At 71.2% G+C, this 14,468-nt stretch carries 13 protein-coding genes and 1 pseudogene; 10 read left to right on the top strand and 4 right to left on the bottom strand.

Annotated elements, in window-relative coordinates; translation table 11 throughout:
* The first annotated feature begins 48 nt into the window (after positions 1-48).
* On the top strand, positions 49-822 hold the full coding sequence (locus ACIQ6Y_RS10050) for an IclR family transcriptional regulator (protein ID WP_404035090.1): 774 nt from the start codon (positions 49-51) through the stop codon (positions 820-822).
* Positions 819-1,670 carry an SMP-30/gluconolactonase/LRE family protein gene (locus ACIQ6Y_RS10045; RefSeq protein ID WP_404035087.1) on the top strand — a complete coding sequence of 284 codons (852 nt, stop codon included), beginning with the start codon at positions 819-821 and terminating at the stop codon, positions 1,668-1,670. Before ACIQ6Y_RS10050 ends, ACIQ6Y_RS10045 begins: the two co-directional genes overlap by 4 nt.
* A 103-nt stretch (positions 1,671-1,773) precedes the next feature.
* On the opposite strand, the gene ACIQ6Y_RS10040 is transcribed toward ACIQ6Y_RS10045, so the two are convergent.
* The 3 genes from ACIQ6Y_RS10040 to ACIQ6Y_RS10030 form a co-directional block, all read right to left on the bottom strand.
* The gene (locus ACIQ6Y_RS10040; protein WP_404035085.1) at positions 1,774-3,150 is read right to left on the bottom strand and encodes an FAD-dependent oxidoreductase; all 1,377 of its coding nucleotides are present in this window, start codon (positions 3,148-3,150) and stop codon (positions 1,774-1,776) included.
* Positions 3,147-4,373, bottom strand: coding sequence for an MAB_1171c family putative transporter (locus ACIQ6Y_RS10035; RefSeq protein ID WP_404035083.1), 1,227 nt, complete (start codon positions 4,371-4,373; stop codon positions 3,147-3,149). Before ACIQ6Y_RS10035 ends, ACIQ6Y_RS10040 begins: the two co-directional genes overlap by 4 nt.
* A 68-nt stretch (positions 4,374-4,441) precedes the next feature.
* A complete protein-coding gene (locus ACIQ6Y_RS10030) occupies positions 4,442-5,044 on the bottom strand; it encodes a toxin-antitoxin system, toxin component family protein (RefSeq protein WP_404035081.1) in 603 nt (200 codons plus the stop codon).
* A 266-nt stretch (positions 5,045-5,310) separates the two neighbouring features.
* Between ACIQ6Y_RS10030 and ACIQ6Y_RS10025 the strand changes: the two genes are divergently transcribed.
* From ACIQ6Y_RS10025 to ACIQ6Y_RS09990, 8 genes are all read left to right on the top strand, one after another.
* Positions 5,311-6,660, top strand: a complete 1,350-nt coding sequence (locus ACIQ6Y_RS10025) for an extracellular solute-binding protein (RefSeq protein ID WP_404035079.1) — start codon at positions 5,311-5,313, stop codon at positions 6,658-6,660.
* Positions 6,657-7,598 (top strand): carbohydrate ABC transporter permease, encoded by a 942-nt coding sequence (locus ACIQ6Y_RS10020; RefSeq protein WP_404035077.1) that lies wholly within the window; start codon positions 6,657-6,659, stop codon positions 7,596-7,598. Before ACIQ6Y_RS10025 ends, ACIQ6Y_RS10020 begins: the two co-directional genes overlap by 4 nt.
* Entirely contained in the window at positions 7,595-8,452 is an 858-nt protein-coding gene (locus tag ACIQ6Y_RS10015) for a carbohydrate ABC transporter permease (RefSeq protein WP_404035075.1), read from the top strand. The genes ACIQ6Y_RS10020 and ACIQ6Y_RS10015 overlap by 4 nt, the downstream gene beginning before the upstream one ends.
* Positions 8,449-9,417: an arabinan endo-1,5-alpha-L-arabinosidase gene (locus ACIQ6Y_RS10010; protein ID WP_404035073.1), complete on the top strand. Its 969-nt coding sequence runs from the start codon at positions 8,449-8,451 to the stop codon at positions 9,415-9,417. Before ACIQ6Y_RS10015 ends, ACIQ6Y_RS10010 begins: the two co-directional genes overlap by 4 nt.
* Before the next feature lie 107 nt (positions 9,418-9,524).
* On the top strand, positions 9,525-11,030 hold the full coding sequence (locus tag ACIQ6Y_RS10005) for an alpha-N-arabinofuranosidase (protein ID WP_404035071.1): 1,506 nt from the start codon (positions 9,525-9,527) through the stop codon (positions 11,028-11,030).
* Positions 11,031-11,056: 26 nt separating this feature from the next.
* Positions 11,057-11,518: an RrF2 family transcriptional regulator gene (locus ACIQ6Y_RS10000; protein ID WP_404035069.1), complete on the top strand. Its 462-nt coding sequence runs from the start codon at positions 11,057-11,059 to the stop codon at positions 11,516-11,518.
* 46 nt (positions 11,519-11,564) lie between these two features.
* On the top strand, positions 11,565-11,978 hold the full coding sequence (locus ACIQ6Y_RS09995; protein ID WP_404035067.1) for an ankyrin repeat domain-containing protein: 414 nt from the start codon (positions 11,565-11,567) through the stop codon (positions 11,976-11,978).
* 127 nt (positions 11,979-12,105) lie between these two features.
* On the top strand, positions 12,106-13,080 hold the full coding sequence (locus tag ACIQ6Y_RS09990) for an arabinan endo-1,5-alpha-L-arabinosidase (protein WP_404035065.1): 975 nt from the start codon (positions 12,106-12,108) through the stop codon (positions 13,078-13,080).
* 72 nt (positions 13,081-13,152) lie between these two features.
* Here ACIQ6Y_RS09990 and ACIQ6Y_RS09985 read toward each other — a convergent pair.
* Positions 13,153-14,391 (bottom strand): annotated as a pseudogene (locus ACIQ6Y_RS09985) (pyridoxal phosphate-dependent aminotransferase); the annotation flags it as partial.
* Positions 14,392-14,468: the final 77 nt, after the last annotated feature.

Raw genomic sequence — 14,468 nt, 5'->3', positions numbered from 1 at the left:
GGCTGTTGAAATTTCGAACAGCCTCGCAGATCAAGGGAGGGGGCCGACGTGGGACGCCTCGTGCCTGCCGTGACCCGGGCTCTGGACATACTCGAGCTCTTCCTCGACGGGGACGGCACGCTCTCCGCCCCCGACATCGTGCGCAAGCTCCAGCTGCCGCGCACCACCGTGCACGAGCTGGTGACCACGCTCGCCGCCCGTTCGTACATCGTCGCCGTGCCGGGCCAGCCCGGACGCTACCGGCTCGGTGTACGCCCCTACCAGCTCGGCAGCCGCTACGCCGAGCAGCTCGACCTCGCCGCCGAGGGCCAGCAGGTCGCCCGCTCCGTCGCCGAGACCTGCGACGAGACCGTGCACGTGGCGATCCTCGAAGGCACCGACGTCATCTACATCGCCAAGGTCGACTCCACGCACGCCGTCCGGATGGTGTCCGCGGCGGGCCGCCGGCTCCCCGCGCACTGCACCTCCGTCGGCAAGATGCTGCTGGCCTCCCTTCCCGAGCCGGAGCTCACCGCGCGCATCCCCGACGACGCCGAGCTGGTCGCGATGACTCCGAACAGCATCACCGACCCGGCCGCCCTGCGCGAGGCCCTCGCCGAGATCCGCACCCGCGGGCTCGCCGTGGAGAACCGCGAGTCCAACCCGGACGTCTCCTGCGTGGCCGCGCCCGTCCACGACCGCACCGGCCGGGTCGTCGCCGCCCTGTCCATCTCCGTGCCCATGATCCGCTGGAGCGAGGAGCGCCGCGCCGAGCTGGAGCAGCTCGCCGCCAAGGGTGCCGCCGAGCTGTCCGAGCGGCTCGGCCACCGGAGCGCCGTATGACCGCCTACGAGGTCGCCGTGCAGGCGGAGGCCGCGCTCGGTGAGGGTCCCACCTGGGACGCCGCGGCCGGCCGGCTGCTCTGGGTCGACATCCTCGGCTCCCGCGTGCACACCTACGACCCGTCGACGGGCCGCCGCACGGTGCGCCGTACCGACCAGCACGTCGGCGCCGCCAAGCCGCGGGCCGGCGGGGGCCTGGTCCTCAACCTCCGCGACGGGGTCGGCCTGCTCGACCCCGACGACACCTTCCGCTGGCTGCACCGCGACGTCGTCCCCGGCCGCCGCGGCAACGACGCCGCCGTCGCCCCCGACGGCTCCCTGTGGGCCGGCACCATGCGCTACGACGAGGCCCCGGGCGGCGGCACCCTGTCCCGTCTCACCGGCACCGGCACCGGGACCGTCGAGGTCGTCCTCGACTCGGTCGCCGTCAGCAACGGCACGGGCTGGAGCCCCGACGGGCGCCTGATGTACTACATCGACTCCCCGACCCGCCGCATCGACGTCTTCGACGTCACCGGCGACCGGGTGTCCGCCCGCCGGCCCTTCGCCGCCATCGAGGACGGCGCCGGCTTCCCCGACGGCCTCACGGTCGACGCCGACGGCTGCGTGTGGGTCGCGCTGTGGGACGGGGCTGCCGTACGGCGCTACACCCCGGAGGGGGTCCTGGACCGGGTCGTACCCCTGCCGGTGAGCCGCCCCACGGCCTGCGCGTTCGGCGGCGCCGAGCTGACCGACCTGTACATCACGACGGCCCGTACGGGGTTGGCGGCGCCGCATCCGATGTCGGGGTCGCTGCTGGTGATCCCGGGGGCGGGCAAGGGCATCGCGCAGCCGGCGTTCGAGGGCTGAGGTCTCTCTTCTCCGTCGTTCGGCCGCGGGTTGTCGTGGGCTGGTCGCGCCCACGCGGCGGAGCCGCATATCGATGCAGCCCCGCGCCCCTGGGGACATACAGCTACGGCAACCCCGCGGCCTTGCGCTCCCTCACCGTCAACGGCGGGACCTTCAGCGGAGGTCTCAGCGGGCCGACCAGCGCCGCCAGCAGCACACTCGGCGCGAGCAGAGTCCCCCCGCCCCGCTCCAGCGAGGTCACGTCGGTCACCCGGCGCGCGACACGGCCGTTCCCCGTCGCGGTGTACAGCAGCCGCCCCACGTACGCCGCGACAAGGCGGTCCCGCAGGGCAGGGCCGTGGTCGGTCGCGCCCGGGTAGAAGCTGTCCTGGCCGACCGCCAGGGACCACGCCGCGTCCACCGGGCGGGCCACGGCCCGCTGCACGCGGCGGGACAGGCCGGGCCGGCCGGGGCCCCGGCGGCGTACGGCATCCCGCAGGAGCAGCACGCTCTGGGCGGCGACCGAGAGGCCGTGGCCGTAGAGGGGGTTGAGCGCGGCGAGGGCGTCGCCGAGGACGACGAGGCCCTCCGGCCAGGCCGGCATGCGTTCGTAGAAGGTGCGGCGGTTGGCGGTCATGCGGGTGAAGGCCACGTCCGAGAGAGGTGCGGCGCGTTCGATCAGGTCGGCGATCAGCGGGTGCCGGAGCTGTTCGCGGGCGAACCGGCCGAAGAGGGCGTTGTCGGGGGAGGGGTGGCCGCCGCGGGTGCCGGAGAGGGTGACGAGCCAGCGGCCCTCCTCGATCGGCAGGAGGATGCCGTTGCGGCCGGGGCCGCCGGAGCGCGGGTCGGGTTGCACGTTCACGAGCGGGAAGCCGGTGCGGGCGTCCCGCGGGGCGAGGAAGAGGCGGCTGGCGTAGGCCAGGCCGGGGTCGACCTCGCGTCGCTCGGCGGCGGGCAGGCCGAGGGCGCGTAACCAGCGGGGCGCCGCCGAGCCGCGCCCGGTGGCGTCGACGACCAGGTCGGCGGGGAGGTGCCGTTCGTCGCCGCCGCGCCGGACCCGGACCCCCGTGACAGCGGTGCTCGTCCCCGTCAGGCCCAGCACCTCCGTGCCGTCGAGGAGTTCGATGCGCTCGTCGGCGAGGACGCGGGCCCGGATCGTCGCGTCCAGCAGGTCGCGGCCGGCCAGGACGGCATGGTGGGACTCGGGCCAGCGGCGGTACCAGCCGTGCGGGGAGAGCGCCACGACGCCGCTCGTGACGGGCATCCGGCGGGCCCCGGCCGCACGCAGCGCGTCGGTGACGCCGGGCAGCAGGTCCTCCAGGGCCCGGGTGCCGCCCGACCACAGGACGTGGGTGTGGCGGGCCTGGGGCAGACCCTTGCGGGGCGTGGGGCCGTGCGGGAGGACGTCACGCTCGACGACGAGCACCCGGCCGGCCGGCCCGGCCAGGGCCTGCGCGGCGAGCATGCCGGTGTGGGAGCCGCCGAGGACCACCGCGGTCATGCACGGGCGCTCTCGGCGGGGGCGGCCGTGCGGGCGCGGACCGCGTGCAGTTCGTCGGGCCGGCTCAGTGCGCGGGAGACGGCCTGGATCTCGCGCATCAGGTACCCCATGTCCGCCGGGGCTCCCGACCCCCGCCGGGTCTCCACCGCGTCCAGCAGCATCACCGCGGCGGCCAGGGCCTCGGCGCGGACGGGCGGGTGGCCGAGGGCGAGGGCGGCGTCGTACGCGCGCACCCGCAGGTCCTCGTCGAGGTGGCGGGACAGCTGGAGCAGGGCGTCGCGGATGAAGGTCTCGCGGCGCACCAGGCGCAGTTCGCCGGTGGCGCGCGCGGCGAGCGGCTCGCGGCCGCCGGTGACGTCCCGCATCAGCAGGTACAGCGGCCGCAGTTGCCGGCGCACACTGCGAAGCCGCCAGTGCTCGTGGAGGTACTGCCCGGCGTGCGGGACGATGAAGCCGACCGCGACCAGGGTCGCGGAGGCGCAGGCGGCCGTGGGTGCCACATAGGTGCTCAGCCAGTCCAGGTCGTGCCCGGTCCAGCGGGCCGCCACGGCGGTGAGCTTGGAGGCGTCGAACAGCAGGTTCAGGCTGTAGCCGACGGCCAGGATGCGCAGGCCCCAGCGCAGCCAGGCGTCGAGTCCGTCGGTGCGGATCCAGTTCCAGATCAGCCGGGCCGTGACGGTGCAGGCCAGGGTGTGCGCGAGGAGGTAGAGCAGGATCTGCTCGCGCATGAACGGGGTGGTGGCGTAGTACGTGTCCAGGTCGCGCGGCCGCTCCACCGGGGCGTCCGCGAGGGCGAACAGCACCCACAGCCCGACGACCACGCCCGCGTAGGCGACGACGACGCGGCGGGTCGCCCGGCGGGTGGCGGCCGAGCGGCCGGTGCCGTTGCGCCAGGCGACGATCAGCAGCAGCCAGGACGCGCACAGGGCTGTGATCAGGGAGTACACCCAGGGTGCCGCGATGTTCGGCACGCCGGTGACGCGGTTGGTCCAGGCGATGGTGGAGGGCGCCGCGGACACGAACACCGCGCAGCCGAACAGCAGCAGCCCGCCGACGGCCCGCAGCAGCGGGTCCCGCCACATCTTCACGATGCTGGGCAGTTTGATCGCCAGCGCGGCCGCCAGCAGTACGGTCGGCAGCCACACGGAGACGTTCAGATCGGTGAGCAGCCGGGACGGATCGAGGGCGAGCGGCACGGGAGCGGCGGCGGCCGGCCGGGCCACCCCGGCGGCAGCGCAACGGCGGGCTCTTCTCGCCCGAGGGCGTGCGGCCGTCACGGGGGCGGTGCCGGTCACCGGGTCGTGCCTCCGCGGCCCCGGTAGCCCAGGGAGCGCTGCACCGGGTCGAGGGGCGGGCGCGGGTCCGGGCCGTCGGTCAGAAAGGGGCGGAAGGCGGCGGCGAGGCGGTGGCCGAAGTCGTCGGCCTGGGCCTCGTCGGCCTGGCGCGAGCCGTTGCGGGCGGCGACCGTCAGGGCGGAGCCGCCCCAGCCGGCCAGGGCGCGGGCGGCGGTCGCCTCGTCGACGCCGTGGTGATGGCGGTGACCGGCGTGCAGATGCCACAACTCATGGCCGAGGATGACCAGTTGCTGGGAGGCCTCGGCGCGTTCCTCGACGATGACCAGGTCGAAGTCGCGGAACTCCACGCACAGCCCGGTCACTTCGATCTCGTCGGGGAACCGCTCGAAGCGCAGCTCGACGGGCCGTCCGCCGCGCAGCGCGGTCATCTCCTCGCACAGCACGCGGCACAGGTCACGGACGTCGGCGGGCGGCCGGGGTCTGGCCCGGAGCGCCGCGGTCAGGTCGCGGGCGAGTCCCCGCATGGCGGAGGCCGCGCTCGGTCGCCGTAGCGCCGCCGCGGCCCGGGCCGCCGTCCGTCGCGCGCCCGCGATGTCCATCGCGCCCCCTTCCACCGCCGTTCGGCGGGCTGTTCGAGCCTACGCGGGGAGAACTGCCCGCGTCATGCGATCCGACGACGGTGGTTGCGGTCCGAACCATCGTTTGGTCCGGTCCTGGCCGAGAGTTGTCGCTGTCCGACCCTGTCCAACCCATTGACGTCGGGGCGTGGGGAATCTACGGTCCCGTTCGAAGTTACGAGCGGCATCCGATATTTCGAACGACCGGTTGCGGCCGGCTCATCGAACCAAGAACGTAAGGGCAGGCAATGGGACGACCTGGCCTCAATCGCAGGCAACTACTCGCCGGCGCGGGCGGACTGGCCGTGGCCGGCAGCTTCGGCTTCGCGGCACTGGGCACCGGTGCCGACGCGCTCGCCTCCGGCGCGGACACCCGCGTGCGCTACTGGAACCTCTTCAGCGGCGGCGACGGCGCCAACATGATCGCCATGCTGGACGCCTTCCGGAAGGAAAACCCCGGCATCGACGTGAAGGACTCCACCCTCCAGTGGGGCAACCCCTTCTACACGAAGCTGGCCATGGCCGCGGCCGGCAACCGCGCCCCCGAGCTGAGCGTCATGCACCTGGGCCGGGTCGCGGGCTTCTCACCGGGCCGCCTCCTCGACCCCTGGGACATGGACCTCCTCGCCAAGTACGGCGTACGGAAAGAGGACTACAACCCCGCCCTGTGGAACCGCGGCGTCATCGACGGCAAGCTCTACGCCCTGCCGCTCGACATCCACGTCCAGCTCTGCTTCTACCGCAAGGACGTACTGAAGAAGGCCGATCTGCTCGGCGACGACGGCCGGATGGTCCCGGTCGGCTCCACCGCCGAGTGGTTCGACGTCCTGAAGAAGGCCAAAAAGGTCCAGAAGAAGGGCCTGCAGACCATCGGCCTGTGGACGAACGACCAGAACTTCCAGTGGTGGTTCTTCGTCGCCTTCTACACCCAGCTCGGCGGCCAGTGGTTCGACGAGGGCCGCACCCAGGTCCTCTTCGACGCCGACAAGGCCACCCAGGTCCTGGAGTTCCTGCGGCAGCACGTCACCGACGGCTATGTCGTCCCGGGCGCCCCCACCGGCGAACAGTTCATCAACGGCGCCCCCTTCACCTGGGAGGGCAACTGGTCGGTGCCCGTCTTCTCCGGAGCCGGGCTCGACTACGGCGCCACCCCCCTGCCGCCCGTCTTCGGCGAGCCGGCCACCCACGCCGAGTCCCACGCCTTCGTCCTGCCCCACCAGTCCGGCCGCGGCGGCGCCACCAACGAGGCCGCCCACCGGCTCGCCGCCTACGTCGTCCAGCACGCCCAGCAGTGGGCGGCCGGCGGCCACATCCCCGCGTACACGCCGACCCTCACCTCGGCCGCGTACCGAAAGCTCGCCCCGCAGAACGAGTACGTGAGCGCCATGGACCACCAGGCCACCGAGCCCAAGGTGTGGTTCGCGGGCTCCACCGGCGTGCTCGCCCAGGACCTCGGCCCGATCGTCGTCTCCTCGACGATGGGCTCCGCCAAGCCCGCCGCCGTCGCGGCGCGCATGAGGTCCCGGCTCACCACGCTCCTCGCCTCGAAGAACCCGATGGACGGCAAGACCGCCGCGCAGGGAGGTGCGGTCGCATGACGACGACCAGTGCTGAGACCGTCCTCGCCCCCGCGAGGACCAAGGCCGCCGCGGCCGGCGATACCGTCCGCCGCAAGCAGGGCTTCCAGCACGGGGGTTGGTTCGTCGCCCCGTTCCTGGCCCTGTTCGTGCTGTTCGTGATCTGGCCGCTGCTGCGCGGCATCTGGCTCAGCTTCACGGACGCCAACATCTCCGGCGAGAGCGCGAGCTTCGTCGGCCTCGACAACTACCGCGAGGCACTGGGCGACTCGATGATGTGGGACGCGCTCGGCCACAGCGCGTACTTCACCCTCCTCGTCGTCCCCTGCATCACCGTCCTCGCCTTCCTGCTCGCGATGCTCGCCCATAACATCGAGCGCGCCAAATGGCTGTGGCGGCTGTGCTTCTTCGCGCCGTTCCTGCTGCCGTCGACGGTCGCCGCCAACATGTGGCAGTGGCTGTTCACCCAGGGCATCGGCCTGTTCAACGAGACCCTCGGCATCGACACACCCTGGCTGACCGACAAGTCGTACACGATGTTCGCCATCGTCATCGAGACCCTGTGGTGGACCGTCGGCTTCAGCTTCCTGCTCTACCTCGCCGCACTCCAGGGCATCCCCGGCCACCTGTACGAGGCCGCCAAGCTCGACGGCGCGAACGCCTGGAAGCGCATGGTCCACATCACCCTGCCGATGCTGCGCAACATCACCGGCCTCGTGATCGCCCTGCAGATCCTCGCCTCGCTCCAGCTCTTCGACCAGGCCGTGGTGATGATGGACTTCGGCCCCGGACCCGAGCTCAGTACGCGCTCGTTCGTCCAGTACACCCTCGAACAGGGCTTCACCAGCTACCGCGTGGGCTACGCCTCCGCGATCTCCGTCATCTTCTTCGTGATCATCGCAGTCGTCGCCCTGGCGCGGATGTGGCTGCTGCGCAACCGTGAGGAGGGCGCTCGATGAGCAGCACCCAGATCCGGCTCAAGCCCCGCAGTACCTGGACACCCGGCCAGATCGTCCTCACCCTGCTCGGCGTCGCCGTCTCCGCCCTGTTCATGGCCCCGATCGCCGCGGCCCTGTTCACCTCCCTCAAGTCCGAGGCCGAGGCGGCCGAGATCCCGCCGCACTGGCTGCCGGACGAATGGACCGGCCAGGCCTGGAAGGCCCTCTTCGAGACCGGCAACATCACCAACTGGTTCATCAACTCCCTGGTCGTCTCGGTCTGTGTGACGACCGTGGTCCTGGTGGTCAGCGCCCTCGCCGGATACGGCTTCGCCCGCACCGAGTTCCGCGGCAAGAACGCCCTGCTCGGCCTGGTCATGGCGGGCCTGATGATCTCCCCGGCCGTCCTCGGCGTACCCCTGTTCACGACCGTCCAGCAGATGGGCATGGTCGACACCTACTGGGGCATGATCCTGCCCCAGTGCGCGCCCGCCGCGATGGTCTTCATCCTCTACAAGTTCTTCCAGGGCGTCCCGCGCGAACTGGAGGAGGCCGCCTTCATCGACGGTGCCGGCCGCTGGCGGGTCTTCTTCACCATTGTGGTCCCGCTCGCCCGGCCCTCCCTCGCGGCCGTCGGCATCTTCACCTTCATCGCGTCGTGGAACAACTTCCTGTGGCCCTACATGGTCACCAACAACCCCGACCTGATGACCATGCCCAACGGCATCGCGACCGTCATGAACTCCTACGGCATCCAGTGGGCCCAGCTCATGGCCGGCGGTCTGATGGCCGGCCTGCCCCTGATCGTCGTCTTCGTCTTCTTCCAGCGTCAGATCGTGGCGGGCGTCGCCCACACGGGATTGGCAGGACAGTGACCGTGCGCACCACTCTCACGGCCGTGGCGACGGCCACCCTCATGGCCCTGATGCCCCACGCAGCCCAGGCGGCCGAGAGCTACCCCGACCCCCGCCCGATCACCGGCCAGGAGATCATCCACGACCCGACGGTGATCCGCCTCAAGTCCGGCGGCTACGCGGCCTACTCGACCGGCGGCGTCATCGGCGCCCGCCTCTCGTCGGACGGCAAACACTGGCAGGACTCCGGCAACGCCTTCGCCGAGCCGCCGAGCTGGTGGTACGAGTACAACGCCACCGGTGACCCCTGGGCCCCCGACATCTCCTACCGCGACGGCAGGTACTGGCTGTACTACGCGGTCTCCTCCTGGGGAACCAACCACTCCGCGATCGGCGTCGCGACCTCGCCCTCCGGCCTCCCCGGCACCTGGACCGACCACGGCAAGGTCTTCTCCTCCGAGCGCACCGACTCCTGGAACGCCATCGACCCGGCGCTCATCACGTCCCACGGCAAGCTCTGGATGACCTTCGGCTCCTACTGGACCGGCATCCGCATGGTCGAGCTGGACCCGGACACCGGCAAGGCCCTCCCCAACGCCGAGGTCCACCACCTGGCCACCCGCCCCGACGCCCCCTACGCCGTCGAGGGCCCGTACGTGGTCAAGCACGGCCGCTACTACTACCTCTTCGCCTCCTACGACGCCTGCTGCTCGGGCGTGAACTCCACCTACAAGATCAAGGTCGGCCGCTCCACGTCCGTGACGGGCCCGTACGTCGACAGCAACGGCACCCCGATGCTCCAGGGCGGCGGCGACCTCCTCCTGGAGGGTCACGGCGACTTCATCGGCACGGGCGGCCAGTCCGTCTTCAAGGACCGCGGCAAGGACTGGCTGGCGTACCACTACTACGACGCCCAGGACAACGGCACCCCGAAGCTGGGCATCAACAAGCTGAACTGGGAACAGGGCTGGCCGGCAGTGTCCTAGGGGCGCGGGGCCGTATCCGATATGCGGCTCCGCCGCGTGAGCGCGACCAGCCACAGACCACAGTCAGCCGCATTCGAAACACCAACCACCCACCGCGAAAGGCGAACATGCGCACCGCCCGCTTCACCCTGGACCCCGCCTTCACCGTCGCCCAGGTAGACCCCCGTATCTTCGGCTCCTTCGTGGAACACCTCGGCCGCTGCGTCTACACGGGCATCTACGAGCCGGAGCACCCCACGGCGGACGAGGCCGGCCTCCGGCAGGACGTCCTCGACCTCGTACGAGAACTCGGCGTCACCGCCATCCGCTACCCCGGAGGCAACTTCGTCTCGGGCTACAAGTGGGAGGACTCCGTCGGCCCCGTGGAGGACCGGCCCCGCCGCCTCGACCTCGCCTGGCGCACGACGGAGTCCAACCGCTTCGGCCTCTCCGAGTTCATCGCCTTCCTCAAGAAGGTCGGCCCCCAGGCCGAGCCCATGATGGCGGTGAACCTCGGCACCCGGGGCGTGGCCGAGGCCATCGAACTCCAGGAGTACGCCAACCACCCCGCCGGCACGGCACTCTCCGACCTCCGCCGAGCCCACGGCGACAAGGACCCGTTCGGTATCCGCCTGTGGTGCCTCGGCAACGAGATGGACGGCCCCTGGCAGACCGGCCACAAGACGGCCGAGGAGTACGGCCGTATCGCCGCCGAGACGGCGCGGGCCATGCGCCAGATCGACCCGGAGGTCGAACTCGTTGCTTGCGGCAGCTCGGGCCAGTCCATGCCGACCTTCGCCGAGTGGGAGGCGACGGTCCTGAAGGAGACGTACGACCTGGTCGACTACATCTCCCTGCACGCCTACTACGAGCCGCTCGACGGCGACGTCGACTCCTTCCTGGCCTCGGCCGTGGACATGGAGTCCTTCATCGAGAACGTGGTCGCCACCTGCGACCACATCGGCGCCCGCCTGAAGTCGAAGAAGAAGATCAACCTCTCCTTCGACGAGTGGAACGTCTGGTACCTGTCCCGCACCGAGGCCGAGGTCAGCGCCCTCGACTGGCCGGAGGCCCCGCGCCTGCTGGAGGACAACTACAGCGTCACCGACGCCGTCGTCTTCGGCTCCCTGCTGATCGCGCTGCTCCGGCACGCCGACCGTGTGACGGTGGCCTGCCTCGCCCAGCTGGTCAACGTCATCGCGCCGATCATGACCGAGCCGGGTGGTCCGGCCTGGCGGCAGACGACGTTCTTCCCGTTCGCGCAGGCCTCGCGGTACGGCCGGGGCGAGGTGCTGGACGTCCGTGTCGACTCACCGACGTACGCGACGAAGAAGTACGGCGAGGCCGACCTGCTGCACGCCACCGCCGTGCGCGCCGAGGACGGCACGGTCACCGTCTTCGCGGTCAACCGCAGCCGCACCGAGGCCCTCCCGCTTCAGGTCGCGCTGGGCGGCCTCGGCGTGACGCGGGTCGTCGAGCACAGCGCCCTCGCCGACGCCGACCCGGAGGCCCGCAACACCCTCGACGAGCCCGAGCGGGTCACCCCGCACGCGGTCGAGGGGACCGAGGTCCTGGACGGCGGCCTCACCGCCGTGCTGGAGCCGCTGTCCTGGAACGTGATCCGGCTGGCCTGACCCCGGCCCTGACCGACAATGGCCGCATGAGGATCTCGGCACGGGCGGACTACGCGGTGCGGGCGGCACTGGAACTCGCCGTACGACAGGAGGACGGCGATCCGGTGAAGGCGGAGACGATCGCCGTCGCGCAGGCCATTCCGCACAAGTTTCTGGAGGGGATTCTCGGCGACCTCCGCCGCGCCGGTGTCGTGGACAGCCGGCGCGGCGGAGGCGGCGGCTACCGCCTCGCCCGCGCCGCGTCCGCGATCACCGTCGCGGACGTCATCCGCGCCGTCGACGGCCCGATCGTCTCGGTGCGCGGTGAACGTCCCACGGGCCTGAGCTACCAGGGCACCGCCGAGCCGCTGCTCCCGCTGTGGATCGCCCTGCGCGCCAACGTCCGCAGAATTCTGGAGGGGGTCACCCTGGCCGATCTCGCCGCGGACGCCCTGCCGCAGCCGGTCCGGGACCTGGCGGCGGAACCGGAGTCGTGGGAGAACCCGTGAAAAACGGGACGACACGGGCCGGTGCGCCGACATAGGGTCCACGGCCGTGAACAGGCGTAAGCAGAAGAAGCTGTCGCGGCGGCTGACGACGGCGGCATGGCTGGGCGAGACGGACACGGTACGGGCGCTGCTGCGCTCCGGAGCGGATCCGGGAGCGGCCGACCCGGAGGGCAGCACGCCGCTGTACCGGGCGTCGGTGAACGGCGCCACGGACATCGTCCGCCTGCTGCTGGCGGCCGGTGCCGACCCGGACGTGGAGAGCGGACACGGTCACGAGGGGCTGCCCCTGTGCGGCGCGGCCTGCTGGGGGCACACCGACACGGTCCGGGCTCTGCTGGACGCCGCCGCCGACCCGTCGCTGCGCGAGGACGGCGGCACGGGCCACACCCCCCTGGAGTGGGCGCAGACCGGCGAACACGCTGAGACCGTCGCGGTGTTGCGTGCCGCGCTGGGCGGCTGATCCACAACTTCCGTTGCTGCGTGAACTATTGACGCGCGAGGGGTTCGATTCTACGGTCCCGTCCGATGACGCGACCGTCGTTCGTTATACCGAACATGAACGGCAACCCCACCCAAGGAGCGTCCCCTTGAGCCGCACACGTCTTCGCCGCACCCTGCTCGCCGTCCCCGCGGCGACCCTGCTCGCCCTGCTCCCCTCCACCGCCTCGGCCTACCCCAACCCCGGCACCGTCACCGGCTCCACCGTCGTGCACGACCCGACGATGATCCGGACCTCCTCCGGGCAGTACCTGCTGTACGCCACCGGAGGCGGCCTCGCAGGCAAGACCTCCAGCGACCGGATCGCCTTCCGGGCCGGGTCCGACGCGTTCTCCACGCGGCCGGCCTGGTGGTCGACGTACTCCTCCGTGCCGGAGGCCTGGGCGCCGGACATCTCGTACCAGGGCGGCAAGTACCTGATGTACTACTCCGTCTCCAAGTTCGGCACGAACACCTCCGCCATCGGCCTCGCCGGGTCGAGCACCGGGCAGCCGGGCAGCTGGACCGACTACGGCATCGTCCACAGCTCCAGCTCCTCCAGCGACTACAACGCCATCGACCCCAACCTCTTCGTCGACAGCGACGGCAAGTGGTGGCTGTCCTTCGGCAGTTGGTGGACCGGCATCAAGATGATCCAGATCAACCCGTCGACTGGGAAGCAGCTGTCGACCAACACCACCCGCTACTCGCTCGCCTCCCGCCCGAGCGGGACCAAGGCCGTCGAGGCGCCCTTCGTCGTCAAGCGGAACGGGTACTACTACCTCTTCGCCTCGTACGACGTCTGCTGCCAGGGCACCGGCTCCACGTACAAGGTGAAGGTCGGTCGGGCCACGTCCGTCACCGGGCCCTACTACGACAAGAACGGCGTCGCGCTGATGAACAACGGCGGCACGCCCGTGCTGGAGTCGCACGGCAGCGTCATCGGCCCCGGCGGGCAGTCGATCATGGCCGACGCCGACGGGGACCTGATCGTCTACCACTACTACGACGGCAACGACAACGGCACGCCCAAGCTCGGCATCAACCTCCTGAACTGGAGCAGCGGCTGGCCCGTCGCCTACTGACAACCGGGCTCACCCCATCGCTCCGGCGTCGGGCCAGCCCACCACGCCCCGGAACTGGGCCGCGGTGAGCCCGCCCTGAGCCCCGGCTCGAGCCCCACCTCGAGTCCCGCCCTGAGTCACCAGCCGATCGACAGCCGCCGTACCCGAGCTGTAACTGGTCCCGGTGCCCAGCTCGGATACGGCGGCCTCCCTCCTGGACGTCCCGTAGAGCACCTGGTCCAGGCCGGACACCAGGCGACGCACGTCGACCTGGGGGCGCACCACGAGCCGCAGGAAGCGGCTGGAGGAACCGATCTTGTTGCCGCACTCGCGGACCAGGATCCGGTGCTCGGTGAGCAGCCGGTCGCGGACCACGGTGCCCTCGGCGCCGACGGGCAGGCGCACGAAGAGGAAGTTGCCCTGGGAGGGGTAGACCGTCAGGCCCGGCAGCGCCGACAGCGCGCTGGCCATCTCCAGCCGGTCCCGGCGCACCTGCACAAGGCTCTGCGCGTACTCCGCGCCGTGCTCCTTCAGCATGAACACCACGTGCTCGGCGAAGGAGTTGAGGTTCCACTTGGGCAGCATCGCGCGGACCTTGCCCGCGAGGGCCGGAGAGGCGACCAGATAGCCGAAGCGGACGCCGTGGAGGCCGAAGTTCTTGCCGAGGCTGCGCAGCACGATGACGTTGGGCCGCAGGATCGCCTCCTGGACCACCGACGGTTCCGGCTCGGCGTCGGCGAACTCCAGGAAAGACTCGTCGACGATCACCAGGTCCAGGTCCGCCATCGCGTCCATGAACTGCACGACCGCCTGCCGGTGCAGATAGCCGCCGTCGGGGTTGTTGGGGTTGCACAGGACCGCGACCCGGGTGCCCCGGGCACGGATGAAGTCGGCGTACCGCGCGAGGTCCAGGGCGAAGCCGCCGGACTCCTGGAGCGGGAACATGTCGACGCGCTTGCCGGTCTCCATCGGCTGGTCGGTCCAGCGGCCGAAGGTGGGGACGGGGACGGCGAGGGACTCCCGGACCAGCAGATGGTCGATCCAGGTGATCAGCTCCGTGGAGCCGTTGCCCATCGCCACGCACTGCGGCGGAAGTCCCAGCAGCGTGCACAGCTCGGCGGTGATGGTGTCGGCGCCGCTGGGGTAGTAGGTGACGATGTCGCGCAGGCCGGCCGCCAGCTCGTCGAACATCGCCGGGGTGGGGAAGTACGGGTTGCAGGGGATGCAGAAGTCCACCGGGCCGGCCCCGTCGCCGCCCTCGCGTGTCAGCGCCGCCATGGACGGGCTGTGGGCCGATCCGGAGCGGAACAGCGAGGTGACACCACCGGGCAAGGGAACCTCCGTATGTGGGTGGCCCGTGCGGGGGAGCACGGGCCGCCCTTACATACGCAGGGGTGTCAGGAGGTGTT

The organism is Streptomyces sp. NPDC096205 (assembly GCF_044763135.1).
Taxonomy (GTDB): Bacteria; Actinomycetota; Actinomycetes; order Streptomycetales; family Streptomycetaceae; genus Streptomyces.
The sequence above is the reverse complement of the archived record's forward strand: the minus strand, read 5'-3'. Positions and strand labels throughout refer to the sequence as shown.